The sequence below is a fragment of the Azohydromonas australica DSM 1124 genome (assembly GCF_000430725.1).
Classification (GTDB): Bacteria; Pseudomonadota; Gammaproteobacteria; order Burkholderiales; family Burkholderiaceae_C; genus Azohydromonas; species Azohydromonas australica.
The window spans coordinates 44,747-67,922 of record NZ_KE387205.1 but is presented as its reverse complement, the minus strand read 5'-3'; the positions used below and the strand labels follow the sequence as shown (position 1 = coordinate 67,922).

At 71.3% G+C, this 23,176-nt stretch carries 18 protein-coding genes; 11 read left to right on the top strand and 7 right to left on the bottom strand.

Annotated elements, in window-relative coordinates; genetic code table 11:
- Positions 1-154 precede the first annotated feature (154 nt).
- The 7 genes from H537_RS0124310 (at position 155) to H537_RS0124280 (ending at position 6,720) form a co-directional block, all read left to right on the top strand.
- Complete coding sequence (locus tag H537_RS0124310; protein WP_028999921.1) at positions 155-2,179, top strand: NAD(+) synthase; 2,025 nt, start codon at positions 155-157, stop codon at positions 2,177-2,179.
- Between the two features lie 314 nt (positions 2,180-2,493).
- On the top strand, positions 2,494-3,120 hold the full coding sequence (locus H537_RS0124305; RefSeq protein ID WP_028999920.1) for a DJ-1/PfpI family protein: 627 nt from the start codon (positions 2,494-2,496) through the stop codon (positions 3,118-3,120).
- A gap of 268 nt (positions 3,121-3,388) precedes the next feature.
- Positions 3,389-3,655 (top strand): cystatin family protein, encoded by a 267-nt coding sequence (locus tag H537_RS0124300; RefSeq protein ID WP_028999919.1) that lies wholly within the window; start codon positions 3,389-3,391, stop codon positions 3,653-3,655.
- Positions 3,656-3,812: 157 nt separating this feature from the next.
- Complete coding sequence (locus H537_RS0124295; RefSeq protein WP_028999918.1) at positions 3,813-4,031, top strand: DUF7661 family protein; 219 nt, start codon at positions 3,813-3,815, stop codon at positions 4,029-4,031.
- A gap of 117 nt (positions 4,032-4,148) precedes the next feature.
- Entirely contained in the window at positions 4,149-5,465 is a 1,317-nt protein-coding gene (locus H537_RS45265; RefSeq protein ID WP_051243202.1) for a hypothetical protein, read from the top strand.
- A gap of 47 nt (positions 5,466-5,512) precedes the next feature.
- Positions 5,513-5,878 carry a TfoX/Sxy family protein gene (locus tag H537_RS0124285; RefSeq protein WP_051243201.1) on the top strand — a complete coding sequence of 122 codons (366 nt, stop codon included), beginning with the start codon at positions 5,513-5,515 and terminating at the stop codon, positions 5,876-5,878.
- 107 nt (positions 5,879-5,985) lie between these two features.
- Entirely contained in the window at positions 5,986-6,720 is a 735-nt protein-coding gene (locus H537_RS0124280; RefSeq protein WP_028999916.1) for an SGNH/GDSL hydrolase family protein, read from the top strand.
- Positions 6,721-6,739: 19 nt separating this feature from the next.
- Here H537_RS0124280 and opgC read toward each other — a convergent pair whose 3' ends face one another.
- Both opgC and H537_RS0124270 read right to left on the bottom strand, forming a co-directional pair.
- Positions 6,740-7,963: an OpgC domain-containing protein gene (gene opgC / locus H537_RS0124275; protein ID WP_043459938.1), complete on the bottom strand. Its 1,224-nt coding sequence runs from the start codon at positions 7,961-7,963 to the stop codon at positions 6,740-6,742.
- 64 nt (positions 7,964-8,027) lie between these two features.
- Positions 8,028-8,690: a glutathione S-transferase family protein gene (locus H537_RS0124270; protein ID WP_028999914.1), complete on the bottom strand. Its 663-nt coding sequence runs from the start codon at positions 8,688-8,690 to the stop codon at positions 8,028-8,030.
- A gap of 164 nt (positions 8,691-8,854) precedes the next feature.
- Here H537_RS0124270 and H537_RS45260 point away from each other — a divergent pair, with 164 nt between their 5' ends.
- The gene (locus H537_RS45260) at positions 8,855-10,270 is read left to right on the top strand and encodes a DUF2868 domain-containing protein (protein ID WP_051243200.1); all 1,416 of its coding nucleotides are present in this window, start codon (positions 8,855-8,857) and stop codon (positions 10,268-10,270) included.
- Position 10,271: 1 nt separating this feature from the next.
- Complete coding sequence (locus tag H537_RS45255) at positions 10,272-11,801, top strand: GTPase domain-containing protein (protein ID WP_051243199.1); 1,530 nt, start codon at positions 10,272-10,274, stop codon at positions 11,799-11,801.
- Here the strand turns inward: H537_RS45255 and cynS are convergent.
- The 5 genes from cynS to H537_RS0124235 form a co-directional block, all read right to left on the bottom strand.
- A complete protein-coding gene (gene cynS / locus H537_RS0124255) occupies positions 11,795-12,238 on the bottom strand; it encodes a cyanase (RefSeq protein WP_028999913.1) in 444 nt (147 codons plus the stop codon). The two genes, H537_RS45255 and cynS, sit on opposite strands and share 7 nt — an antisense overlap.
- A gap of 182 nt (positions 12,239-12,420) precedes the next feature.
- The gene (locus H537_RS0124250; RefSeq protein ID WP_028999912.1) at positions 12,421-13,284 is read right to left on the bottom strand and encodes a phytanoyl-CoA dioxygenase family protein; all 864 of its coding nucleotides are present in this window, start codon (positions 13,282-13,284) and stop codon (positions 12,421-12,423) included.
- A gap of 104 nt (positions 13,285-13,388) precedes the next feature.
- Positions 13,389-14,831 (bottom strand): aminotransferase-like domain-containing protein, encoded by a 1,443-nt coding sequence (locus tag H537_RS0124245; protein WP_028999911.1) that lies wholly within the window; start codon positions 14,829-14,831, stop codon positions 13,389-13,391.
- A 27-nt stretch (positions 14,832-14,858) separates the two neighbouring features.
- The gene (locus tag H537_RS53345; RefSeq protein WP_156901913.1) at positions 14,859-15,092 is read right to left on the bottom strand and encodes a hypothetical protein; all 234 of its coding nucleotides are present in this window, start codon (positions 15,090-15,092) and stop codon (positions 14,859-14,861) included.
- A 144-nt stretch (positions 15,093-15,236) separates the two neighbouring features.
- Positions 15,237-18,875, bottom strand: a complete 3,639-nt coding sequence (locus tag H537_RS0124235; RefSeq protein WP_028999910.1) for a hydantoinase B/oxoprolinase family protein — start codon at positions 18,873-18,875, stop codon at positions 15,237-15,239.
- Between the two features lie 157 nt (positions 18,876-19,032).
- Between H537_RS0124235 and H537_RS45250 the strand changes: the two genes are divergently transcribed.
- Together H537_RS45250 and H537_RS0124225 are read left to right on the top strand one after the other, a co-directional pair.
- The gene (locus H537_RS45250; RefSeq protein ID WP_051243198.1) at positions 19,033-20,073 is read left to right on the top strand and encodes a TRAP transporter substrate-binding protein; all 1,041 of its coding nucleotides are present in this window, start codon (positions 19,033-19,035) and stop codon (positions 20,071-20,073) included.
- Between the two features lie 187 nt (positions 20,074-20,260).
- Positions 20,261-23,167, top strand: coding sequence for a bifunctional diguanylate cyclase/phosphodiesterase (locus H537_RS0124225; protein WP_156901912.1), 2,907 nt, complete (start codon positions 20,261-20,263; stop codon positions 23,165-23,167).
- The last annotated feature ends 9 nt before the right edge of the window (positions 23,168-23,176 follow it).

Here is a 23,176-nt window from a genome sequence, read left to right as displayed (position 1 = left end):
CGCTCTTGCCGCTGCCGCCCGGCATGCTGCCGGCACCGCCCTACGCCACCCTGTCACGACGGCACGGCGACTTGGCCGTGCCACGGGTCCAAAACGGGCCGCGCCGGCGCAGACAATCCCAAGTTACAAAACACACTGAAATAGGACACGTCCCATGAGCCAGGACCGCTTCCACAGCCTCTACACCCATGGCTTCGCCCGCGTGGCCGTGTGCGTGCCCAAGCTCAAGCTCGCCGATCCGCGCCACAACGCGCAGGAGACGCTGGCGCTGCTGCGCGCCGCGCACGAGCAGCGTGCGGCGGTGGCGCTGTTCACGGAGCTGGGCCTGGCGGGCTACACCTGCGACGACCTGTTCCACCAGCGCGTGCTGCTGGACGACTGCGAGGCCGCGCTGGCGCAGCTGCTGCGCGACTCCGAGGACCTGCCCATCCTGGGCGTGGTGGGCCTGCCGCTGCGCGTGGACGACCGGCTCTTCAACTGCGCCGTGGTGTTCCAGCGCGGTCGCCTGCTGGGCGTGGTGCCCAAGACCTACCTGCCCAACTACGGCGAGTTCTACGAGGCGCGGCAGTTCAACGCCGGCTTCAACGCCGTCTCCGACGAGGTGACGCTGGCCGGGCAGACGGTGCCCTTCGGCTCGGAGCTGATCTTCCAGGCCGAGGAGCAGCCGCTGCTGAAGCTGCACGTGGAGATCTGCGAGGACGGCTGGGTGCCGATCCCGCCCTCGACCTACGCCGCGCTGGCCGGCGCCACGGTGCTGCTGAACCTCTCGGCTTCCAACATCACCATCGGCAAGGCCAGCTACCGGCACGACCTGGTGGGCCTGCACTCGGCGCGCTGCCTGGCGGCCTACCTCTACAGCGCGGCGGGCCCGGGCGAGTCCAGCAACGACATGGCCTGGGACGGCCACGGCATGGTGTACGAGAACGGCACCCTGCTGGCCGAGACCGAGCGCTTCGCGCAGGACCATCAGCTCATCTACGCGGACCTGGACCTGGAACGGCTGCAGCACGAGCGCATGCGCATGACCACCTTCGGCCAGACCGTGGGCCGGCACCGCGACGCGCTGGCCGGCTGGCGCGTCGTGAGCTACCGCGCCGAGCTGCCGGCAGAGGAGAAGCTGCCGCTGCGGCGCTACGTGCCGCGCATGCCCTACGTGCCGGCCAACCCGGCGCAGCGCGACGAGCGCTGCCGCGAGGTGTTCAACATCCAGGTGCAGGCGCTGGTGCAGCGGCTGCGCGCCGCAGGCATCACCAAGCTCGTCATCGGCGTCTCCGGCGGGCTGGACTCCACGCACGCGCTGCTGGTGTGCGCCCGGGCGGTGGACCTGATGGGGCTGCCGCGCTCGAACATCCTGGGCTACACGATGCCGGGCTTCGCCACCAGCGGCCGCACGCTGGACCAGGCGCTGCGGCTGATGGCGGCCATCGGCTGCTCCTCGCAGCAGATCGACATCCGGCCGAGCTGCCTGCAGATGCTCAAGGACCTGGGCCACCCGGCGGGCGACGGCGAGGCCGTGTACGACGTGACCTTCGAGAACGTGCAGGCCGGCGAGCGCACCAGCCACCTGTTCCGGCTGGCGAACCTGCATGGCGGCATCGTGATCGGCACCGGCGACCTGAGCGAGCTGGCGCTGGGCTGGTGCACCTACGGCGTGGGCGACCACATGTCGCACTACGGCGTGAACGCCAGCGTGCCCAAGACCCTCATGCAGTACCTGGTGCGCTGGGTGGCCGAGACGGGCCAGGTGGGCGAAGCCGGCAGCCAGGTGCTGCTGGACATCCTGAACACCGAGATCAGCCCCGAGCTGGTGCCCGGCGGCGCAGAGGGGCAGCAGCCGGCGCAATCCACCGAAAGCGCCGTGGGCCCCTACGAGCTGCAGGATTTCAACCTCTTCCACCTGCTGCGCTACGGCTACGACCCGTCGAAGATCGCCTTCCTGGCGCACCACGCCTGGGCCACGGGCGACGACGCCAAATACACGCTGGCGGAAATCCGCAAGCACCTGCAGACCTTCCTGCGGCGATTCTTCCCCAACCAGTTCAAGCGCACCTGCGTACCGAATTCGCCCAAGGTCGGCTCGGGCGGCTCGCTGTCGCCGCGGGGGGATTGGCGGGCGCCTTCGGACGCTTCGTCTGCGGCCTGGCTGGCGGAACTGGAGAGGAATGTGCCGGAGGAGTGAAGCAGCAACTGACCACCAGCGGCTGATCACTTGTTCGGTCTTTTGACACAGGCTTTGGCTCGAACAAAGCCGCTACGCACACCGCTGTACAGGCCGAAGAGAAAACGCGTCATCCCGGCGAAAGCCGGGATCCGCGAGCGCTGCCCTGCCGCCCTCGCCAAAGGCCTGCGTGCCTACACCGTTTAGGCCACGGCCTTGGTGCGCGTGGATTCCGGCTTTCGCCGGAATGACGACGTTATTCTTCTGCGCCGTCAAGGTGGAATTCATGCTGAAAGCCGCCTGATTTCCATCCACACCTGAAATCCACCAACCTCATGCACATCACCATCCTTACCGCCCAGGGCTTCAACGAACTCGACTCCTTCATCGCCCTGGGCATTCTCAACCGCGTCAAGCGGCCCGGCTGGCGGGTTTCCATCTGCGGGCCGGATGAACAATTGACCTCCATGAACGGCGTGGTGGTGCAGGCCCAGGCCACCTTGGTCGAGGCCAATTCGGCCGACGTGGTGCTGGTGGGAAGCGGGATGAAGACGCGTGAATTCGTCAATGACCCAGCGCTGATCGGCCAATTAGAGCTCGATCCCGCGCGGCAATTGATCGGCGCCCAGTGCTCCGGCACTTTGATATTGGCCAAGCTCGGCCTGCTGCAGGGCGTTCCCGCCTGCACCGACCTCCTCACCAAGCCTTGGGTGCAGGAGGCGGGCGTCGAGGTGCTGAATCAGCCCTTCTTTGCCCGCGGCAACGTCGCCACGGCCGGCGGCTGCCTGGCTTCGCAATACCTCGCGGCCTGGGTGATCGCCCGGACCGAGGGCGAGGCGGCCGCGCGCGAGGCCATGCACTACGTGGCACCGGTGGGCGAAAAGGAGGCTTGCGTGGAACGGGCTCTGGCCGCGATCAAGCCTTTTCTGCCCTCCGCGACGGAAGGCCACCCGGTGGCCTGAAAACGGACAGGAACCGCCCGCTTTCGGACATCCGTTATTAATTCACGGCCGCACATCGGCCCCGCGTGAGCAAATGAATGCTTCGCGGTGCCAGGGGGGTTTCGCGGTGTCTTTCCTGATCACTGGAAAGGCATTTTCCGCATGCCCGCATCAAGCATCAAATCTCTCGGGCTCGGCCGTGGACTCCAGAAACCACGACAAAATAGATGGGGCGCAACCCGAAAAGCCACAAGAGTAGGGAATATAAAGTCAGACAGGTGGAATCATCATGAGTGAGCAACTGGTGGGTGGTTGGACGTCGTTCGGCCCGGTGACGCCGGAAGAGCAAGTGATTTTCAAGACCGCGCTCGCGGGCCTGGTGGGCGTGGATTACGTGCCCGAGTCGGTCTCGACCCAGGTCGTGGCCGGGACGAACTACCGTTTCCTGAGCAAGGCCACGCCGGTGTACCCCGGCGCCCAGTCCTATCAAGCCCTCGTCACGATCTTCCAGCCGCTGAGCGGCCAGCCCCACGTGACCAGCATCACCAAGCTCTGACCCTGAATCAGGCTTGACCCGGCTGCGGCGGCTTTCCACGAAAGCCGCCGCTTTTCTTTTTTCAAGGCCGCCTGAAAATCGGCGGCGGCAGGCCCGAAACCCTGTGCGGGCCGACGCTGCGCCATCATGGATGTCTCACGTTCCCCAGGGTGACGGCATGTCCGACCTCCGCTTCAACGTTTTCGGCCAGCTGGTCCAGATCACCGGCTCGCCGGGCCACTGGACGGCCTGGCTCCTTGGTGTCGACGGCAAGCGCCGGCCCGCGAATTTCATCGTCCCGGACTTCGTGCAGGAAGATGAGCTGGAGCAATACCTGGCCGACCTGTTCCACGAATCGGCCACGCCCACCAACGGATCCGTGTTCAGGCTGAAATAAGCACGCCAATCCATGGAAAACTGCTTGCCGAGCCGGCTGCACAGCGGCCCGGCAAACACGGCTTGAATTCGCCGCAAAACAGGCCTCAAGACAGCAGCCATCGAGGGAAAAGCCCGCATGAAATTCGCCATCCGCGCCAGCGCCACCACCTTGTCCTTCCTGTTCCTGCTGAGCGCCTGCGGGGGCGGCGGCGGCGGCAGTGGCGAGAACAGCGGCACCACGATCTTTGCATCGCTGCGGGACATCGCCGAGCCCGTGGCGCCGGCCGTGGCCGACGGCCCGCAGGCCGCGGCGCTGGCCGACTGCACCTTCAACACCGCCCGGGCACAGTCCTGCACCCTCGGCCAGTTGCCCTTCATCGGCACGACCACCGCCACCGTGACCGTGGATGCCGTGATGGCCCGCGTCGTCACCTCGCGCCCCTGGATGGCCCAGCGCCTGCGCGAGCTGCTGCAGACGCTGCCGCCGCCACTGCTGCAGATGATGAAACCCGTCACCGCGATCGTGGTCGGCAGCAAGGTTCGGCCCGCCTTCTACTGGTCCGCCACCGGCGCGCTGTACATCGACCCGCAATACCTCTGGACCACGCCCGAAGAGTTGGCCGAGGTCGACAAGACGCCCGATTACCGCACCGACTTCGGCCAGGCGCTGCAATTCGCCACCCTGTGGCGCTACGTCAAGAACGACCAGCGTGCCTACCAAGCGTATTCGCTCTACGAAGCCAATCCGCGCGGCATCGACGACATCAAGATTCAATTCGCGCACTTGATCCTGCATGAGCTGACGCACGCGGGCGATTTCGCGCCGCCGCGGCTGCTGTCCAGCTTGCCCACCGACAAACCCCTGCTGGAGGTTTTGAACCAGGTGGCGTCCCAGCGGATTTCTTCCCGGCTGTATCTCACGAGCCCCCTGCGCTCCACGGTCCTGAAAGACTTGGGCGATTCGCTGTTCCGCACCGGCCAAACCACGGTACAGCAACAGGCCCTGACCGCCGCCGACGTCGCCCGCGAATTCAGCGCGGACCGCGCCTCGGACGACTATGCCTATTCCTCGCAATACGAGGACGCGGCCATGCTGGCCGAGGAGGCGCTGATGCGCGTCTATTACGGCGTGTCGCGCGATATCGCCGTCACGCCGAAGCCCACGGTCCAGAACCCGACAGGGGCCGATTACATCGTCACCTGGGGCATGCGCGGACGCATCGGCCAGGAAGGCGTCAAGCAGGCCGCGGCACAAGTGGTGGGTGAGCTGCTGCCCGATGCCAACCTCGTGCCGGCCGTTCTCGGCCTGCCCGCGCCGACGCCGATGCGCGTGGGCGCGTCGTGGTGGGACAACCTGGTGCTGGGTTCGCAACCCGCCACGGCGGCCACCGAACGCTCGCAGAGCCTGGGCACCGCCCAGCCGGTGGCGGGGGATTTGCTGAAGCCTTACTGAGCTCATCGAGTTTCAAGACGGCCTGAAATCCGCAGCAAATATTCGCCATGCCCGCCGCAGCGCTGAGCCCGTTCACCACCCTGGTCCTGGAACAAATGTCATCTTTCGGCCCCGTCCAGGCCAAAAGGATGTTCGGCGGCTGCGGCATTTTCAGAATGGGCCTGATGTTCGCCGTCGTCATCGGCGACGAGCTGTATTTCAAGGCCGATGAACAGAACGTCGGGCGGTTCCTGGCGCGAGGCCTGAAACCTTTCACTTATGAAGCCGGGGGCCGCAGCGTGTCGCTGCGCTACTACCAGGCGCCGCCGGAGACGCTGGAGGAGCCGCCGGCCATGGCCGAGTGGGCCGGTGAGGCCTATGCCTGCGCGCTGCGCAACCAGAAGCCGCCCAGGCGCCCCAAGGCCCGCCCCTAAGGCAGGCCCGCCGTGCCTGCAAGCCCTCCGGCACCAACCCCACGCTTCTTGAGGGCGCTTCCAAGGCGCTTGGGGCATGCGGCCATCGGCCCCAGAATCGCGCCCCGATGAACGCAGCACCCACCCTCCGCAAGCCCCTGTTCAAGCGTTTCATGGCCGGCGCGGCCCTGCTGGGCGCCGCGTTGCTGGCACAGGCCGCCACGGCCGGGCCGGCGCCCGCACCGGTCGAGGTGCAGCGGCTGAGCGTGGTGGACGCCAAGTGGCGCTCGTCCTTCGACGCCTTCGAGGCGGCGGACAAGGCCCAACCCGTGCAGCCCGGCGGTGTGCTGTTCGTGGGCAGCTCGTCGATCCGGCTGTGGGAGAACCTGGAAGCGCAATTCCAGGACCAGCCGCTGCTGGTGAAGCGCGGCTTCGGCGGCTCGCAGCTCTCGGACTGCGCCGCGTACCTGGACCGCCTGGTGGTGGCCTACAAGCCGCGCCTGGTGGTGCTGTACGCGGGCGACAACGACCTCAACGCCGGCCGCACGCCGCAGCAGGTGTTCGACAGCTACGTGGAGTTCGTGCAGGGCGTGCAGCGAGCGCTGCCCGACACGCGCATCGCCTACCTCTCCATCAAGCCCAGCCCGGCGCGCGCGTCGCTGCTGCCGCAGATCCAGCAGGCCAACGCGCTGATCCACGAGTACGCCCGGGGCCGGCCAGGCCTGGACTACATCGACATCTACGCGCCCATGCTCGGCGCCGACGGCCAGCCGCGCGCGGAGCTGTTCGGCGCGGACCGGCTGCACATGAACGCCCAGGGCTACGCGCTGTGGCACGAGGTCATCGCGGCGCACCTGCGCTGAGGGCACAGGGCGGCCGGGTTCAGCGCTGCACCTCGGCGCGCGCCTGGCGCCGGCGCTCCCGCCGGACCTTGAGCCGCGCCTTCACCTCGGCGCCGTGCCGGTCGATGGCGGCGCTGGCCTGCGCCACGGCGTAGAGCACGGCGAAGGCGCCGGCCAGCAGGCCGCTGTCCACCCACCACGAGCGCCCGTCGTGCGCGGTGCCGAAGAAGGCCAGCGCCAGCAGCACCAGCAGCAGGTGCGCGACGAACACCGGCAGCGAGGCGCGCCCAAGCAGCTCCAGCACGTGCGGACGCGGCATGCGCGCCGCCAGCGCCGGCCCGTAGCGCAACAGCAGCAACACCAGCGCCACCAGGTTCAGCAGGCGCAGCGGCCCCAGGTGCCACTTGTCGAAGGCGGCGTTCACAAGCGCCGGAAAGCCGCCCTGCGCGCCGGGCCAGGGCACCTGCCCGGCGGCATGGCGCCACAGCAGCGCGACCAGCGCAAAGCCCGCCGCGGCGCGGAACACCCACGGCGGCAGCGCCGGCAGCACGGGTTGGCCGTGCGCGGCGCGCGCGCCCATCCACAGGCCCAGCACCCACAGGAACTGCCAGCCCAGCAGCTCGAAGGCGCCGGTCTCGCGCGCCGGCACGGGGATGCGCGCCCAGTGCGCCGCGGCCTCGTACAGGTGCGTTCCCACGTCCGCCTGCGCCGCCGCCCACAGCGCGGCGCTGGCACCCAGCACCAGCACCCAGCCCCGCCGCCCGCCGCTGAGCAGCAGCAGCGGGCTGGCCAGCATGAACAGGATGTACAGGGGCAGGATGTCCAGCAGCGGCGGGTTGTAGATCAGCATCAGGCCGGCGACGAAGGCCACCAGCGGGCGCTCCAGGTAGAAGGACAGCAGGTCCGTCACGGCCGGCTGGTCCATGAGCAGCCCCAGCAGCGCGATGAGCGTGAACAGCGCCACCAGCAGCGCGCCCTGCACCGCCCAGAGCTTGAGTGCGCGGCCGTGGAAGCCGCGCGTCAGCGCCTCGTCCCCTTCGCGCCGCTGCCGCGCCGTGTACACCTTGGCTGCCACCAAGGCCGACAGGAACACGAAGCCCTCCGCCGCCGAGACGAAGCCGAAGGGCTGGCTCATGGGCGTGGCGTAGCGCGTGGGCAGGTGCGTGAGCGTCATCAGCACCAGCATCAGCCCGCGCAGCGCGTCGATTTCCCACTGGCGCCCGGAAATGGTGGCCGGCGGGGCGAGGACTGAAGGAGCGTTCATTCCGGGCCGACACGGCAACGGGGGTGCCCGGGAAAGGCCCGGGACACTCATGGCGGCGCGCCGCTCAGTGCGCGCGGCCCGGCGCCAGGTTCAATCGCCGCTCGTACTCCTCCAGCGTGCGCTGCCAGGCCGCTCGCGTCTCGCAGCGGCGCCGGTATTCCACCAGCCTCGGAAACGGCGCCACCACGCCGGCGTCCACGCCGCGCAGCACCGTGGTCAGCAGGATGTCGGCCACGGTGAAATCCTCGCCCGCCAGGTACGGGTGCCCGAACAGCTGCCGCTCCATGCCGCCCAGCCAGCGGCCGGCCCGCTCGACGTAGACGCTGCGCCGCTGCGGCGCGTCCGCATCCGTTTCGACGCCGGCGTCGATGAAGGCGATCTGCATCAGCGTCGGCTCCAGCGTCGTGAGCGCCGCGAAGCACCAGCGCGTGACCTCGGCCCGGCCGCGCGTTTCGGCCGGGATCAGCCGCCCCGCCTTCTCCGCCAGGTACAGCACGATCGCGCCGGACTCGGTCAGCACGAAGCCGTCGTCGTCGATGGCCGGCACCTGCTGGAAGGGGCTGATGCGCGTGTACGCCTCGCTGCGCAGCTCGCCGCCCTGCAGGTCCAGGGCGCGCACCCGGTAGGGCAGCCCCAGCTCCTCCAGCGCCCACGACACGCGCAGATCGCGGGTGTGGCCGATCGCGAGCTCGGGAAGCTGGCGGCCGAAGCCGTAGAGGGTGATCACGGGCGGCTCTCCTCCCGGGCGCGGCGCCCGGCACCGTGCGGGCGGGCAAGCAACGTTCCGCAAGGTTGCATCCCGGCAAGTCAGCAGGCGCGCGCGTCACACTCCATGGGACCGCCCATTGCTCTCGCGCCGATCCGCCTTTTCCCACCACCGGAGACCCCGCCTTGAACGAAGCCGAAGCCCGCACCGTGCTGCTGATCCAGGCCATCGAAACCGCTGATGGCGAGGGGCGGCTGCTCACGCCGGCGCAGGGGCGCGAGGCTTCGGAGGTGGTGCGCGCCGGGCTGCCCAAACCCGGGCGCACGCTGCGGCACCAGGCGTGGTCGGAGCGCTTCCTCACGCAGCGCGCGCAGCGGCTGTTCCAGGAGGTGGTGGCGCGCCGCCCCGCGCTGCGCGGCTTCGTCGAAGGCGCCGCGCCCTGGGGCGTGCTGGCGTTGCTGGTGGCGATCGCGGGCTTCGCGGCCGGCTTCGCCTCGGACGCGCTGGCCAACCCGCAGCGCATCAACCTGCTGTCCGCGCCGCTGCTGGCCGTGGTGCTGTGGAACCTGCTGCTGGCGCTGGCCTGGCTGCTGTCGCGGCTGTTCCTGCGGCGCCGGCACGCACCGCGCTCGCTGTCGGGGCTGCTGGCGGGGCTGGCGGCGTGGCCGGGGCGCTGGCGGCGCGGGGGCCTGGCGGTGGCCAGCCGCTTCGGACGCACCTGGGCCCGCGCCGCGGCGCCGCTGTGGCAGGCGCGGGCCCGCGCCGCGCTGCACCTGGGCGCCGCGATGGTGGCGCTGGGGCTGCTGGCCTACGTCGGCGCGCGGGCGCTGACGCACGAGTTCAACGTGGGCTGGGAAAGCCAGCTCATCAAGACGCCGGAGGGCGCGCACCAGGTGCTGGGGCTGCTGTTCCTGCCGGTGAGCGCGCTGCCCGGCCTGGGCGGCGTGGCGCCCTTCACGCTGGACGAGGTGGCGCGCATGCACCACTGGGCCCAGGGCGACCCCGAGCTGGCGGACCGCTGGCTGGCGCTGGTGACGCTGCTGCTGGGCCTGTGCGTGGTGCTGCCGCGGCTGCTGCTGTGCCTGGTGCAGTGGGGCCGGGCGCGGCGGCTGAGCCGGCATTTCCCGCTGGACTTGGCCGACCCGTATTTCGCGCGCCTGATCGCCGACGGCAGTGGCCAGCGCTGGCGCCTGGTGGTGTGGCCCTACGCGCTGAACCTGGACGCCACGCGCACGTCGGCGCTGACGCATCAGGCGCGGGAGCTGCTGGGCGGCGAGACGGCGCTGCAGGTGCAGCCCGCGCTGGCCTACGGCGCGGCGCCGCAGGCGCTGGCCGCCAAGCCGGCCTCGGCCGAGGGCGAGGTGCAGGAGAGCGCCGCGCTGCTGTCGCTGGCCGCCACCCCGGAAGCCGAGACGCACGGCGCCTTCCTGCAGCGGCTGGCGCAGGTGGCGGGCACGCAGGCGCTGGTGCTGCTGGACGCCGGCAGCTTCGCCGCGCGGCTCGGCCAAGGCGAACGGCTCAAGGAACGCGAGAGCCTGTGGCGCGAGTTCCTGCGGCCCTACGGCTTCTCGCGCATCCACGTGGTGGACCTGGGGGCCTGACATGACGGTGCAACCGAAGGACACCGACGCCGCGCGCATCGAGCTGGTGCTCGTCTCCCACACCAACGTGGGCAAGACCACGCTGGCGCGCACGCTGCTGGGCCAGGACGTGGGCGAGGTGCGCGACGCGGCACACGTGACCTTGACGGCCGACCCGCACCGGCTGCTGACCACGGCCGAGGGCGACGAGCTGGTCCTGTGGGACACGCCCGGCCTGGGCGACTCGGCGCGGCTCTACCAGCGGCTGAGCCGCGCCTCCAACCCCATCGTCTGGTTCCTGTCGCAGGTGTGGGACCGCTGGACCGACCGCGCCTTCTTCCTCAGCCAGGAGGCGATGCGCGCCACGCGCGACCACGCCGACCTGCTGCTCTACCCCGTCAACGCCACCGAGGCGCCGGCCGACGCGGGCTACCTGGAGCCGGAGCTGAAGCTGCTGGCCTGGATGGACAAGCCGGTGCTGGTGCTGCTGAACCAGACCGGGCTGCCCGGCGCCACCGGCAGCGACGCGGCGAAGGCCGAGCTGCGCCGCTGGCAGCAGCACCTGCAGGGCGCGCCCGCCGTGCGCGGCGTGCTGCCGCTGGACGCCTTCACGCGCTGCTGGGTGCACGAGCAGGCGCTGTTCGATGCGCTGGGCGCGCAGCTGCCCCCGGCCAAGCAGCCGGGCTTCCGCCGGCTGCAGCGGGACTGGCAGCGGCGCAACGTCGAGCGTTTCCAGGCGTCGATGTCGGCCATCGCAGCGCAGCTGGCGGCGGCAACGCCCATGGAGCAGGTGGTGGAACCCGGCACGGCGAACCAGGGCAAGGTGCTGGCTCGCCTGGCCGGATCAGACGCCGAGGCGCGGCGCGAGCGCAGCCAGCAGGCGCTGCAGCGGCAGGTAAGGCTGGGCCGCGAGGACACCACGCGCGAGCTGCTGCGGCTGCACGGGCTGCTGGGCCGGGCGGAAGACCCGTTCCTCAAGGGGCTGGACCGTGCGGACCTGGTCTCGCGCGCGCCGATGGACCGGGTGCGTGCCGGCCTGGGCGGCGCCATCGCCTCGGGCGCGGTCTCCGGCCTGGCCGCCGATGCCGCCGCAGGCGGGCTGACCCTGGGCGCCGGTGCGCTGCTGGGCGCGCTGGCCGGGGCCGTGGCCTTCGTCGCCGGCGCGGAAGGGCTCAACCGCGCGCGGGGCGTGACGGACGAGCGCCTGCGCCTGAGCGACGCCGCCCTGCGCGGCCTGCTGCAGGAGGCGCTGCTGAAATACCTGGCGGTGGCGCACTTTGGCCGTGGCCGCGGCGAGTTCGAGCACGACCGGCTGCCCGAGGCCTGGGTGGAGCAGGCGCGCTCGCGGGTGGAAGGCGCCGCCGCGGAGCTGGACGCCGTGTTCGCGGCGCAGCGCATCGGCGACCTCGGCGCCGACACCGCCCGGGCGCAGCTGCAGGCGCTGGCGACGCGGCTGGCGCTGGAGCTGCTGGAGTGGCTGTACCCGGAAGCGGCGCTGGACGGGCTGGACCCGGGCGCCGCTGCCGGCGCCGCGCCGGCAGCGGCTCAGTAAGTCTTGTAGGGCAGGAATTTTCCGGACATCGTGATGCTCACGCGGTCCCCGGCCGGGTTGGGCTCGCGCTGCAGGTCCATCTTGAAGTCGATGGCGCTCATGATCCCGTCGCCGAACTCCTCGTGGATCAGCTCCTTGAAGGTGGTGCCGTACACACTGACGAGCTCGTGGAAGCGGTAGATCAGCGGGTCGGTGGGCACGCTGGTGGGCAGCGAGCCCTTGTAGGGCACCACCATCAGCCACTTCTTCTCCTCGTCGCAGAGGCCGAAGATGCCGGCGATCACCTCGGCCTGCTCGGCGTTGAGCGTCATCTGGCCCAGGCACGCGGCCGTGACCCATTCCTTGCTCAGCCCGACCTTCTCGGCCACGTCGGCCCACTTGAGGCCCTTGGACACCTTGGTGGCGATGATCTTCTCGGTGACGTCCAGACGGCTCATGCCCTGTCTCCTTGCGTGCGGCGCTCGCGCCTGCCGCGCGGGACCGGGCACCGCTTGAGTGCGTTCAAGCGGGCACGCGGGCCGCGCGGCGGTTGATGAAGGTGCGCCGGCCCGCGCGGGCGGCCGGCGCGGGGCGCCAGTCCGCAAGGGGCGTGCCACGCGCGGCAGGAAGCGAAGGCGGCTCAGTACTCGCCCTTGAGCAGCCCTTCGATGGCATGTGCCTGCTCGATGTACTCCAGCTTCTCCACCACGCGCCCGCCCAGGTGGCGGCGCACTTCGTCGGGCAGCGAGGCGGCGTAGGCGGGCGTGAGCTGGATGTCGTGGCGCTCGCCGTTGCGCGCGTCGGGCCCGTCCACGCCCACCACCAGCACCGGGCGCGAGCGGTCGGAGCGGTTGGCGGTGCCACGGTGGACGGTCAGCGCCGAGCGCGCGGAGATGTCGCCCATCTGCGCCAGGCGCACCTGGCGCCGCGCCTCGTAGCGCGGGAACAGCTCGCGCGGCGGGAACATGCCCAGCTCGCGCCGCTCGGTGCTCTCGGCATCGAGCCCGAACTCGTCCCACTGCGTGCCCGGGGCGATCTCGAAGGGGCCCATCTCCGGCGTGGTGTCCACGGCCGTGAGGTTGAAGGCCAGCGAGTTCAGCCGCCGGCCCAGCCGCGTCTCGTCGGGCATGGGGAAGTCGCGGTGCCAGGGCTGGTCCTGCGCGCCGGGGCCGGGCATGTCGAAGCCGACCTCGATCACCTTGTAGTCCGGCCCCAGCACGGCGCGGCACACGGCCACGAACCACGGGTGCGAGACGATGTCCACGAAGCCGCGCAGCCGCTCGGGATGCACCTCCACGTACCAGCGCTCGGGCCCGCGCGGCAGCGCGCCGCGCGGACGCTTCTTCGCCTCCTCGAACAGCGCCTCGATGTCCTCGCGCAGCCGCTCCACCCAGGCGCGCTCGAAGGCGCCGCGCAGGGCGATGATGCCGTCGCCATAGAGGCCGCCCATGATCCGGGCGACGTCGTGGTCGGCGGACACGGCGGCGGTGTCGGGGGTGCTCATGGATGGGTCTCCTGCCGGTTCGTGAGAGCTTGACGGGGCTGGCGCGCACCGGGCGCGCGGTCCTCGGGGCGGGGCAGGAAGCGCGCCCGCGCCGGGCCGGCCGGCTACCTCGTGCGGGCAATGCGCGCCAGCGAGCGTTGCGCGGCCGAGAGCACCTCGAAGCGCTCGCGCAGGTAGCGGCTCAGGCGCACGTGCTGGGCATGGACCACGTTGAAGCGGATGCTGCTCGCGTGCTCGTCCAGCACGCTGAAGACCGGCCCGCCGGCCAGCAGGATGCCGCGCTGCCGTGCGTCCTTCACCAGCGGCTCCAGCTCGACGTCCGCGGGCAGCCGCCCCCACAGGAACAGCCCGCCCTGGCCCGGCGACTCGAAGGAGAGGCCCACGTCCTGCAGCACGCGCAGGCTCGCCTGGCGCGCGGCAGCCAGGCGCTGCTGCAGCCGCTCCATGTGCTTGCGCACCCGGCCGCTGGCCAGCAGCTCGGCCATCACGCTCTCGTTGAGCGTGGCGCCGCTGAGCGAGGCGAAGATCTTCTGGCGCAGCAGCGGCTGCAGCAGCGCCGCGTCGGCCGCCAGGTAGCCCACGCGCAGCGCCGGGCTGAGCACCTTGCAGAAACTGGAGTAATGGATCACGCGCGACAGCCCCGAGAGCTGCGCCAGCGTGGTGGTGCTGCCCGGCAGCAGCTGGCCGTACACGTCGTCCTCCGCGATCACGACGCCATGGCGCTCCGCCAGCGACAGCAGCCGGTACAGGTTGCCCGGCGCGGCGGTCCAGCCCGTGGGGTTGTGCAGCCGGGTCTGGATGAAGGCCAGCCGCGGCTGGTGCTCGACCAGCGCCGCCTCGAAGCGCGCCAGGTCGATGCCTTCCGGCCCCCGCAGCACCGGCACGATGCGCGCGCCGCTGTCGGCCAGTCGGGCCCGCAGCAGGTGGTAGCCCGGGTCCTCGATCACCACGGCATCGCCGCGCTGCACGAAGGCGCGGCAGATGAGGTCGATGGCCTGCGTGGCGCCGCTGGCGGTCAGCACGCAGCCCGCGTCGGCGGCAATGCCCTGCGTGCACAGCATGGACGCCAGCCGCTCGCGCAGCGGCAGCCAGCCTTGCGGCGGACAGCGCGCGGCCATGCCGCCGGGCAAGGCATCGAAGGCGCGCTGCAGCACGCTGCGCGGCACCGCGTCCTGCAGCCAGGCCGTGGGCAGCGAACCGCTGCTGGCCTGGAGCAGCCCCGCGGGCTGGTCGTTGGCCTGCTGCACCAGCCACACCGCGTCCTGCTCCACCCCCGCCTCGATCAGCGTCGCCTCGTCGGCCGGCCTGCCAGCCGGCAGGGCGGCGAAGTAGCCGGCCGTGCCGCGCGGCTCCAGCCAGCCCTCGCCCACCAGCCGGTCGTAGGCGATCACGACCGTGTTGGGGCTCACGCCCAGCTGCGCGGCCAGCTGCCGGATGGAGGGCAAGCGCATGCCCGGCGCGAACCGCCCCTGCTGCAGCAGCGCCAGCAGCTGGCGCTCGATCTGTGCCGCCAGCGGCAGCGGCGAGTCGCGGTCCAGGGCAAACATGGGATGTGGGATTCAGGCAGGGCGGGTTCAGCTCAGCCAGGCGCCGGGAGCACGCAGGCCATCGCGCTCCAGCCGGCGCTGCCGCCGCTCCAGCTCTTCCAGGTTGCCCGCGGCAACCAGGTAGCGCTCATCGTCGTCCTGGCCCCAGCGGGCCACGCACCGGCGCAGCGGGGCGGCCCAGGCAGCCAGGCCCCGTGCCGGGGCGAGGCATCGTACTGCGCGGACTTGCGGCATCCAGGGAAGCGGACCGGCTCGTTGCATGACATTTGTCCTTGTTGGTGAAGTCATGCAAACCGTATCCGCCGGGGCTTTCGTCTTGAAGGCACAGCCCGGCTCGATCGAAGTGAGGCTGTATCAGCGCGCAGGCTGATACACGGCCCGGCACCAGGCTGGGCGCCCTGGCGCTCACGCCGCCCCGTAGCCCCCGCCCCCCGGCGTCTCGATCACGAAGCAGTCCCCCGCCTCCATCTGCACCGAGCCGATGTGCGCCAGCTCTTCCACCCGCCCGTCGGCGCGCAGCACCGCGTTGCGCCCCGGCGCGCCGCTCTGGCCGCCGGCCAGGCCGAAAGCGGGATGGACGCGGCCGTTGGACAGGATCGACGCCGTCATCGGCTCCAGGAAGCGCAGCACCCGCGTGCCGCCGTCGCCGCCGCGCCAGCGCCCGGCGCCACCGGACTCCGCGCGGATGGCGTAGCTCTCCAGCCGCACCGGGAAGCGCAGCTCCAGCACCTCCGGGTCCGTCAGCCGCGAGTTGGTCATGTGCGTCTGCACGACCGAGGTGCCGTCGAAGCCCTCCTCGCCACCGCCCTCGCCGCCCAGCGCCACGCCGGCGCCCGAGCCGCCAGAGACGGTCTCGTAGTACTGGTACCTGGCGTTACCGAAGGTGAAGTTGTTCATGGTCGGCTGCGCCCCGGCGAGCACGCCAAGCGCGCCGTAGAGGGCGTTGGTGACGCAGGTGGACACCTCCACGTTGCCCGCCACCACCGCCGCGGGCGGCTGCGGGTTGAGCATCGAGCCCTCGGGCACGATCACCTCGATGGGCTTCAGGCAGCCGGCGTTGAGCGGGATGTCGTCCTCCACCAGCGTGCGGAACACGTACAGCACGGCCGCCATCGCCACGGCCTTGGGCGCGTTGAAGTTGTCGTCGCGCTGCGCCGAGGTGCCGGTGAAGTCCACCACCGCCGAGCGCGCCTCGCGGTCGATGCGCAGCGCCACCTCGATGCGCGCGCCGTTGTCCAGCGGCAGGCTGAAACGGCCGTCGCGCGTGAGCGCCGGGTCCAGCCGCGCGATGGCCAGGCGCACGCTCTCCTCGGCGTTGTCCTGCACGTGGCGCATGTAGGCCTGCACCGTCTCCAGCCCGAACTGCGCCACCATCGCATGCAGCTCCTGCACGCCCTTCTCGTTGGCGGCGATCTGCGCGCGCAGGTCGGCCAGGTTCTGCGCCGCGTTGCGCGCGGGGTACGGGCCGCCGTTCAGCAGCGCCAGCATCTCGTCCTCGCGCAGCCGGCCGCCTTCCACCAGCCGGACGTTGTCGATGAGCACGCCCTCCTCCTCGATGCGGCGCGAGAAGGGCGGCATCGAGCCCGGCGTGATGCCGCCGATGTCGGCATGGTGGCCGCGCGAGGCGACGTAGAACAGCACGCCCGATTCGTCCTGCGTCCACACCGGCGTCACCACCGTCACGTCGGGCAGGTGCGTGCCGCCGTGGTAGGGATCGTTGAGCACGAACACGTCGCCCGGGCGCATGCCGGGGTTGCGGGCGATGACGGTCTTGATCGACTCGCTCATCGAGCCCAGGTGCACGGGCATGTGCGGCGCGTTGGCGATGAGGTTGCCCTCGCCGTCGAAGAGCGCGCAGGAGAAGTCCAGCCGCTCCTTGATGTTCACCGAGTAGGCCGTGTTCTGCAGCCGCAGCCCCATCTGCTCGGCGATGTTCATGAACAGGTTGTTGAACACCTCCAGCATCACCGGATCGACCTCGGTACCCACGGCGCGGGCCGCGGCGCGCGGCTGTACGCGCGTGAGCAGCAGGTCCTCTAGCCCGGTCAGCCGCGCCTGCCAGCCGGGCTCGACCACGGTGGTGGCGTTGGCCTCGGCAATGATGGCCGGGCCGTCGACCAGCGCGCCAGGCTGCAGCTGCTCGCGCTGGTAGAGCTTGGCGTCGCACCACTGCCCTTGCGCGTGCACGCGCACCTGCGCCAGTGCCAGCGGGCGGTGCGGGTGCTCGGCCTGCGCCTGCTGCGCCGGCACCGCGCCCGGGCCCACGGCCTCCACCGCGGCGCTCTCGATCACCAGCGCCCGGCCCGGCATCAGGAAGGCGAAGCGCGTGCGGTACGCACTTTCAAAGGCGGCGCGCACGGCGGCTTCGTCGCCAAAGGGCACCTCCAGCGCCGTGTCCGTGCCCAGGTAGCGCACGTGCAGCCGGCGCAGCAGCCGGATGTCCGGCGGCGCGAAGCCCTGGGCCTCGATCTCGGCGGCCGCGTCGGCGCCCAGGCGCTGCAGCGTGGCCTCGGCCGCGGCCAGCCCGTCGGCATCAAGCACGTGTTCGACCGTGGCCTCGCGCAGCGCGAGCTGGTCCGCCAGGCCCATGCCGTAGGCCGAGAGCACGCCGGCCAGCGGGTGCACGAACACGCGCGTCATGCCCAGCGCGTCGGCCACTGCGCAGGCATGCTGCCCGCCCGCGCCGCCGAAGCACTGCAGCGTGTACTGCGTGACGTCGTAGCCGCGGGCCACGGAGATCTTCTTCACCGCGTTGGCCATGTTGGCCACGGCGATCTGCAGAAAGCCCTCGGCCAGCGCCTCGGGCGTGACGGCGCGGCCGGTCCGGCGCGCCACCTCCACCGCCAGCGCCGCGAAGCGCCGTTGCACGCTCACCCGGTCCAGCGGCTCGTCGGCCTGGGGGCCGAACACGGCCGGGAAGTGCGCCGGCTGCAGCCGGCCCAGCATCACGTTGGCGTCGGTGGTGGTGAGCGGGCCGCCGCGGCGGTAGCAGGCCGGGCCGGGGTTCGCGCCGGCGCTGTCCGGGCCCACGCGCAGCCGCGCGCCGTCGAAGTGCAGGATCGAGCCGCCGCCGGCCGCGACGGTGTGGATGCTCATCATCGGCGCGCGCATGCGCACGCCCGCCACCTGCGTCTCGAAGGCGCGCTCGAACTCGCCGGCGAAGTGCGACACGTCGGTGCTGGTGCCGCCCATGTCGAAGCCGATGACCCGCTGCTGCCCGCCGGCCTGCGCCGTGCGCGCCATGCCCACAATGCCGCCGGCCGGGCCGGAGAGGATGGCGTCCTTGCCGTTGAAGCGCTCCGCGCGCGTGAGCCCGCCCGAGGACTGCATGAAGTACAGCGGCACGCCGGGCATCTCGGCCGCGACCTGCTCCACGTAGCGGCGCAGGATGGGCGACAGGTAGGCGTCCACCACCGTGGTGTCGCCGCGCGAGACGAACTTCATCAGCGGGCTGACCTCGTGGGAGGCCGACACCTGCGTGAAGCCGATCTCCCGCGCCAGCGCCGCGGCCTGCTGCTCGTGCGCCGGGTGGCGCCACGCGTGCATGAAGACGATGGCGCAGGCGCGCAGGCCGTCGTCGAAGGCCGCCTGCAGCGCCGGGCGCAGCGCGTCCAGCGCCAGCGGCGACACCACGGCGCCCTGCGCGTCCAGCCGTTCCTGCGCTTCCACCACGCGCTCGTACAGCAGCTCGGGCAGCACGATGCGGCGGTCGAACAGGCGCGGGCGGTTCTGGTAGGCGATGCGCAGCGCGTCGCGGAAGCCGCGCGTGGTGACGAGCAGCGTGCGCTCACCCTTGCGCTCCAGCAGCGCGTTGGTCGCCACGGTGGTGCCCATCTTCACGCCCGCCACCTGCTGCGCCGGGATGAGCGCGCCGGGCGCCAGGCCCAGCAGCCGGCGGATGCCTTCCACGGCCGCGTCGCGGTACTGCTCGGGGTTGTCGGAGAGGAGCTTGGCGGTGGCCAGGCTGCCGTCGGGGCGCCGCGCCACGATGTCGGTGAAGGTGCCCCCGCGATCGATCCAGAACTCCCAGCGCTGTGCTTCCATGCTGTGTTGCGCCCTCGCCGGCACGCCGATGTGAAGAGGTGAAAGCCAGCATAGCTTCAATCGCGACCCCCTCAGGCAGGCGGTCCGCTGCGGCGGATGAGGGCTTTTGCCTCCGCAGAATCCCTGATCGAACCCACAGCAACCACAAGGAGCCTCGATGTTCAAATCCCTGCTGGCCATGCTGGCCCTGGGCGCCGCGTCGCTGGGCGCGCCGGCGCAGGCCGCCGCCACGGCCAACGCCACCGCAGCCACGGCCGCCAAACCCGCTTCCGCCGCGAGCGCCGCCACGGCCAACGCCATCACGTGGCAGGTCGCCACGCCCACCCCCGACACCAGCCTCCACGCCGAGAACCTGGCGCAGTTCGCCAAGGAGGTTGAGAGCGCATCGGAAGGCAAGCTCAAGATCAGCCTCAAGCCCGACCCGGCGCTCAAGGCCCCAGCGGTGCGGCGCGCGGTAGCGGACGGCAAGTCGGCCCTCGGGGAGCTGCAGCTGGCGGACCTGCAGACGGAGTGGCAGACCTTCGGCCTGGACAGCATTCCCTTCCTCGCCAGCGGCTACCCCAGGGCGCACAAGCTCTACCAGGCGCAGCGCGTGGCGCTGGGCAAGAAGCTCGCGTCGCAGGGACTGGTGATGCTCTATTCCGTGCCCTCGCCGCCGCTGGGGCTGTTCCTGAAGAAGCCGGTGGACAAGCTCACCGATCTGCGCGGCCTGGGCTGGGCCGCCTACAGCCCCGCGACCGAGCGCATGGCCAAGCTGCTGGGCGCCAAGCCGGTGGCGGTGCCCGAAACGCAGCTGGTGCAGACGGTGGCGCACGGGAAGGTGGACGCGGCGCTGGTGTCGGCCGACGGCTTCAGCGCCGACGCCATCGAGGGCATGGAAGTGTTCGTGGACCTGCAGGCCTGGCTGCCGCGCCATGCGGTGCTGATGAACCTGAAGGCCTTCGAGCAGCTGGACCCGGCCACGCGCAAGGCGGTGGTCAAGGCCGCCATCACGGCGGAGCAGCGCGGCTGGAAGCAGTCCGAGGCCCGGCACCAGCGCTTCCTGGCCGCGATCAAGGACATGGGCCTGACCGTGGCGCCGCCCTCCGAGGCGCTGCGCACCGGGCTGCAAAAGACCGTGGGCGAGCCCATGCTCGACGAGTGGCTGCAGCGCACCGGGCCCGAGGGCAGGCTGCTCGTCGACGACTACCGGCGCTGAGCGCGCCCTGGGCGGCCAGCGCCAGCCGCATGGGACCAGCGCCAACGTGAGGATTTCACGCCCCGTGGCGCCGGACCCCGGGCTGAACCCTGGTTTTTCCGGGTGTCCGGCCCGGTCCCTCAAGCCTGCGGCGCGGCTGCCGAACATCGGTCAGCAAGAAACCAGAGGTTGGTAAGGGATCCGGATCGTGACGGGCACATCGCAAGGAGGGCACAGCCACGCCGTGGCGGGCACGGGCACGGGCACGGGCACGAAGACCGGCGCGGGCGCGGCGCTGCGCCGGCTGGCCGACGAGATCATGGTGCTGGTGTGGGCCGTGGACGAGCAGGGCCGCTGCGTGCAGCTCAACCGCCAGGCGCGCGCCTACTTCGCCTCGCACAGCGAGTTCTCCCTGGCCGGGTGGTACGGCTGCATCCACCCGGAGGACCGGCCGCTGGTGGAGGACGCCGTGGGCCGGGCCACGGCGCAGCGCGAGGACTACCAGCTCGAATACCGCATCGTGCGCAGCGACGGCGGCGTGCGCTGGATGCTGGGCGTGGGCGCGGCCTGCTTCGACGCGCAGGGCCGCTACAGCGGCTATGCGGGCAGCGTCACCGACGTCTCGGCCCAGCACGGCCTGCAGCAGCGGCTCGCGCGCAGCGAGGCCGAGCACCGGCTGCTGACCGAGAACGCCAGCGACCTGATCTCGCGCCACGACGCCAACGGCCGCTACATCTACGCCTCGCCCGCGTGCGAACACCTGCTGGGCTACCGGCAGGAGGAGCTGCTTGGGCGCAACGCCAACGAGCTCATCCACCCCGAGGACGTGGCGGCGGTACGCGCCGAGGTCGAGATGCAGCTGCGCCGCGGGCGGCGGCCGGCGCAGCTGGAGCTGCGGCTGCGCCACCGCGACGGCGGCTTCCGCTGGGTGGCCACGGCCACGCGCGCGATGGCCGATCCGCGCACCGGCGCGCTGGCGGGCACCGTGGCGGTGTCGCGCGACATCTCCGCCGAAAAGGCCATGCGCCAGGAGCTGCAAGAGCGCGAGGAGCGCTACCGCAGCCTCACCGCGCTGCTGTCGGACTGCTACTGGGAGACCGACGCCCAGGGCCGCTTCACCGTCCTCGGCCCCGAGGCCGAGGCCTGGCTGGGCGTGGAGTCGAGCTTCCTGCTGGGCAAGACGCGCCCCGAGATCGCCATGGACCCGCAGGAGCCCGCGCTGCTGGAGTACCTGGCCCGCTTCGAGCGCCGGGAGCCCTTCCGCGACCTGGAGTACGGCGTGAAGGCGCTGCTGGGCCGCGCGCCCTTCTACCTCTCCATCGCCGGCGAGCCGATGCTGCGCGACGGCGTCTTCGTCGGCTACCGCGGCATGTCGCGCAACGTCACCGAGCAGCGCCGCATCCAGCAGCAGCTGCGCGCCCTGAGCGACGAGAACCGCAACCTGATCCAGAACTCGCTGGACATGGTGTGCGCGCTCGACAGCCGGGGCTGCTTCACGCGCGTGAACCCGGCGGGCTGCCGCATCACCGGCTACGCCGAGGAGGAGATGGTGGGGCGCACCTGGCACGGCTTCGTGCACCCGGACGACTACGCGTCCACGCTGCTGCGCTACAGCGAGGCCTTCCTGTACGGCCACGGCGAGATCCACGACCTGGAGAACCGCTGGCGCACCAAGGGCGGCGACGTGGTGCACCTGTCGTGGTCGGCGAAGTGGGTGCCCGAGCAGCAGGTGATGTACCTCACGGCGCGCGACATCACGCAGCGCAAGCAGGCCGAGTGGCGGCTGCGCCAGCTCGCCACCAGCGACTCCCTCACGCAGCTGCCCAACCGCGCGCGGCTCAACGAGCACACCGACCACATGATCGCCCACGCGGCGCGCGACGGCGGCGCGCTGGCGGTGATGTTCGTGGACCTCAACCGCTTCAAGGAGGTCAACGACTCCATGGGCCACGAGGCCGGCGACCTGCTGCTGCAGGAGGTGGCGCGGCGGCTGCGCGCGAACCTGCGGCCCGACGACCTGGTGGCGCGGCTGGGCGGCGACGAGTTCGTGGTGGTGCTGCCCTGCGCGCACGGCGAGCGCTCGGCCACGGCGGTGGCGAGGAAGCTGCTGGCGCAGTTCGACGAGCCGATGCTGGTGAAGTCGCAGGAGGTGTTCGTGGGCGCCTCCATCGGCATCGCGCTGTACCCGCGCGACGCCCAGACCAAGGAGGCGCTGTTCCAGTGCGCCGACAGCGCGATGTACCGCGCCAAGCTCACGCGCAGCAACGGCTACCGCTTCTTCACGCCGGACATGCACGAGGAGGCGCGCACGCGGCTGACGCTGGAGAGCGCGCTGCGCCGCGCGCTGGAGCGCCAGGAGTTCGAGGTGCACTACCAGCCGCGGCTGGACGTCACGACGCTGGAGGTGGTGGGCATGGAGGCGCTGCTGCGCTGGGACCATCCCACGCTGGGCCGCGTGCCGCCGGCGCAGTTCATTCCGCTGGCCGAGGAGACGGGGCTGATCGGCGACATCGGCACCTGGGTGCTGCGCGAGGCCTGCGCGCAGGCGCGGCAGTGGGTGCAGGCCTTCCAGCGGCCGCTGATGCTCTCGGTCAACCTCTCGCCGCGCCAGCTGCACGACCCGCAGCTCGTGACGACGGTGTGGCAGACGCTGCGCGAGACGCACCTGCCCGCGCACATGCTGGAGCTGGAGCTGACCGAGGGCACGCTGATGCAGGACCCGCACGTGGCCGCGCAGGTGCTGGGCGAGCTCAAGCAGCTGGGCCTGAGCCTGGCGGTGGACGACTTCGGCACGGGCCACTCCTCGCTGGCCTACCTGCGGCGCTTCCCGGTGGACGTGATCAAGCTCGACCGCACCTTCCTGCCCAGCCTCACGGAGGTGGCGCAGGAGGACAACGTGAACCGGCTGGCGCGCGCCATCCTGCACCTGGCGCGCACGCTGAACCTGCGCCTGGTGGCCGAGGGCGTGGAGACGCGCGAGGTGTTCGACTTCCTCAAGGACGCGGGCTGCGACGAGGTGCAGGGCTACCACTTCTGCCGCCCCATCCCGGCGCGCGAGTTCGAGCAGTACCTGCGGCTGAAGCTGGAGGCGACGGCGGAGGGCGCAGCGGCCTGAGGCGAGGGC

Excerpts from the sequence above, each read along its gene's own strand:
- H537_RS45250 (WP_051243198.1), top strand. The coding sequence starts at position 19,033 with ATGTTCAAATCCCTGCTGGCCATGCTGGCCCTGGGCGCCGCGTCGCTG.
- cynS (WP_028999913.1), bottom strand. The coding sequence starts at position 12,238 with ATGAGCCGTCTGGACGTCACCGAGAAGATCATCGCCACCAAGGTGTCC.
- H537_RS0124250 (WP_028999912.1), bottom strand. The coding sequence starts at position 13,284 with ATGAGCACCCCCGACACCGCCGCCGTGTCCGCCGACCACGACGTCGCC.
- H537_RS0124285 (WP_051243201.1), top strand. The coding sequence starts at position 5,513 with ATGCCCGCCGCAGCGCTGAGCCCGTTCACCACCCTGGTCCTGGAACAA.
- opgC (WP_043459938.1), bottom strand. The coding sequence starts at position 7,963 with ATGAACGCTCCTTCAGTCCTCGCCCCGCCGGCCACCATTTCCGGGCGC.
- H537_RS0124310 (WP_028999921.1), top strand. The coding sequence starts at position 155 with ATGAGCCAGGACCGCTTCCACAGCCTCTACACCCATGGCTTCGCCCGC.
- H537_RS0124235 (WP_028999910.1), bottom strand. The coding sequence starts at position 18,875 with ATGGAAGCACAGCGCTGGGAGTTCTGGATCGATCGCGGGGGCACCTTC.
- H537_RS0124300 (WP_028999919.1), top strand. The coding sequence starts at position 3,389 with ATGAGTGAGCAACTGGTGGGTGGTTGGACGTCGTTCGGCCCGGTGACG.
- H537_RS45255 (WP_051243199.1), top strand. The coding sequence starts at position 10,272 with ATGACGGTGCAACCGAAGGACACCGACGCCGCGCGCATCGAGCTGGTG.
- H537_RS45265 (WP_051243202.1), top strand. The coding sequence starts at position 4,149 with ATGAAATTCGCCATCCGCGCCAGCGCCACCACCTTGTCCTTCCTGTTC.
- H537_RS0124245 (WP_028999911.1), bottom strand. The coding sequence starts at position 14,831 with ATGTTTGCCCTGGACCGCGACTCGCCGCTGCCGCTGGCGGCACAGATC.
- H537_RS0124280 (WP_028999916.1), top strand. The coding sequence starts at position 5,986 with ATGAACGCAGCACCCACCCTCCGCAAGCCCCTGTTCAAGCGTTTCATG.
- H537_RS0124295 (WP_028999918.1), top strand. The coding sequence starts at position 3,813 with ATGTCCGACCTCCGCTTCAACGTTTTCGGCCAGCTGGTCCAGATCACC.
- H537_RS53345 (WP_156901913.1), bottom strand. The coding sequence starts at position 15,092 with ATGCAACGAGCCGGTCCGCTTCCCTGGATGCCGCAAGTCCGCGCAGTA.
- H537_RS0124305 (WP_028999920.1), top strand. The coding sequence starts at position 2,494 with ATGCACATCACCATCCTTACCGCCCAGGGCTTCAACGAACTCGACTCC.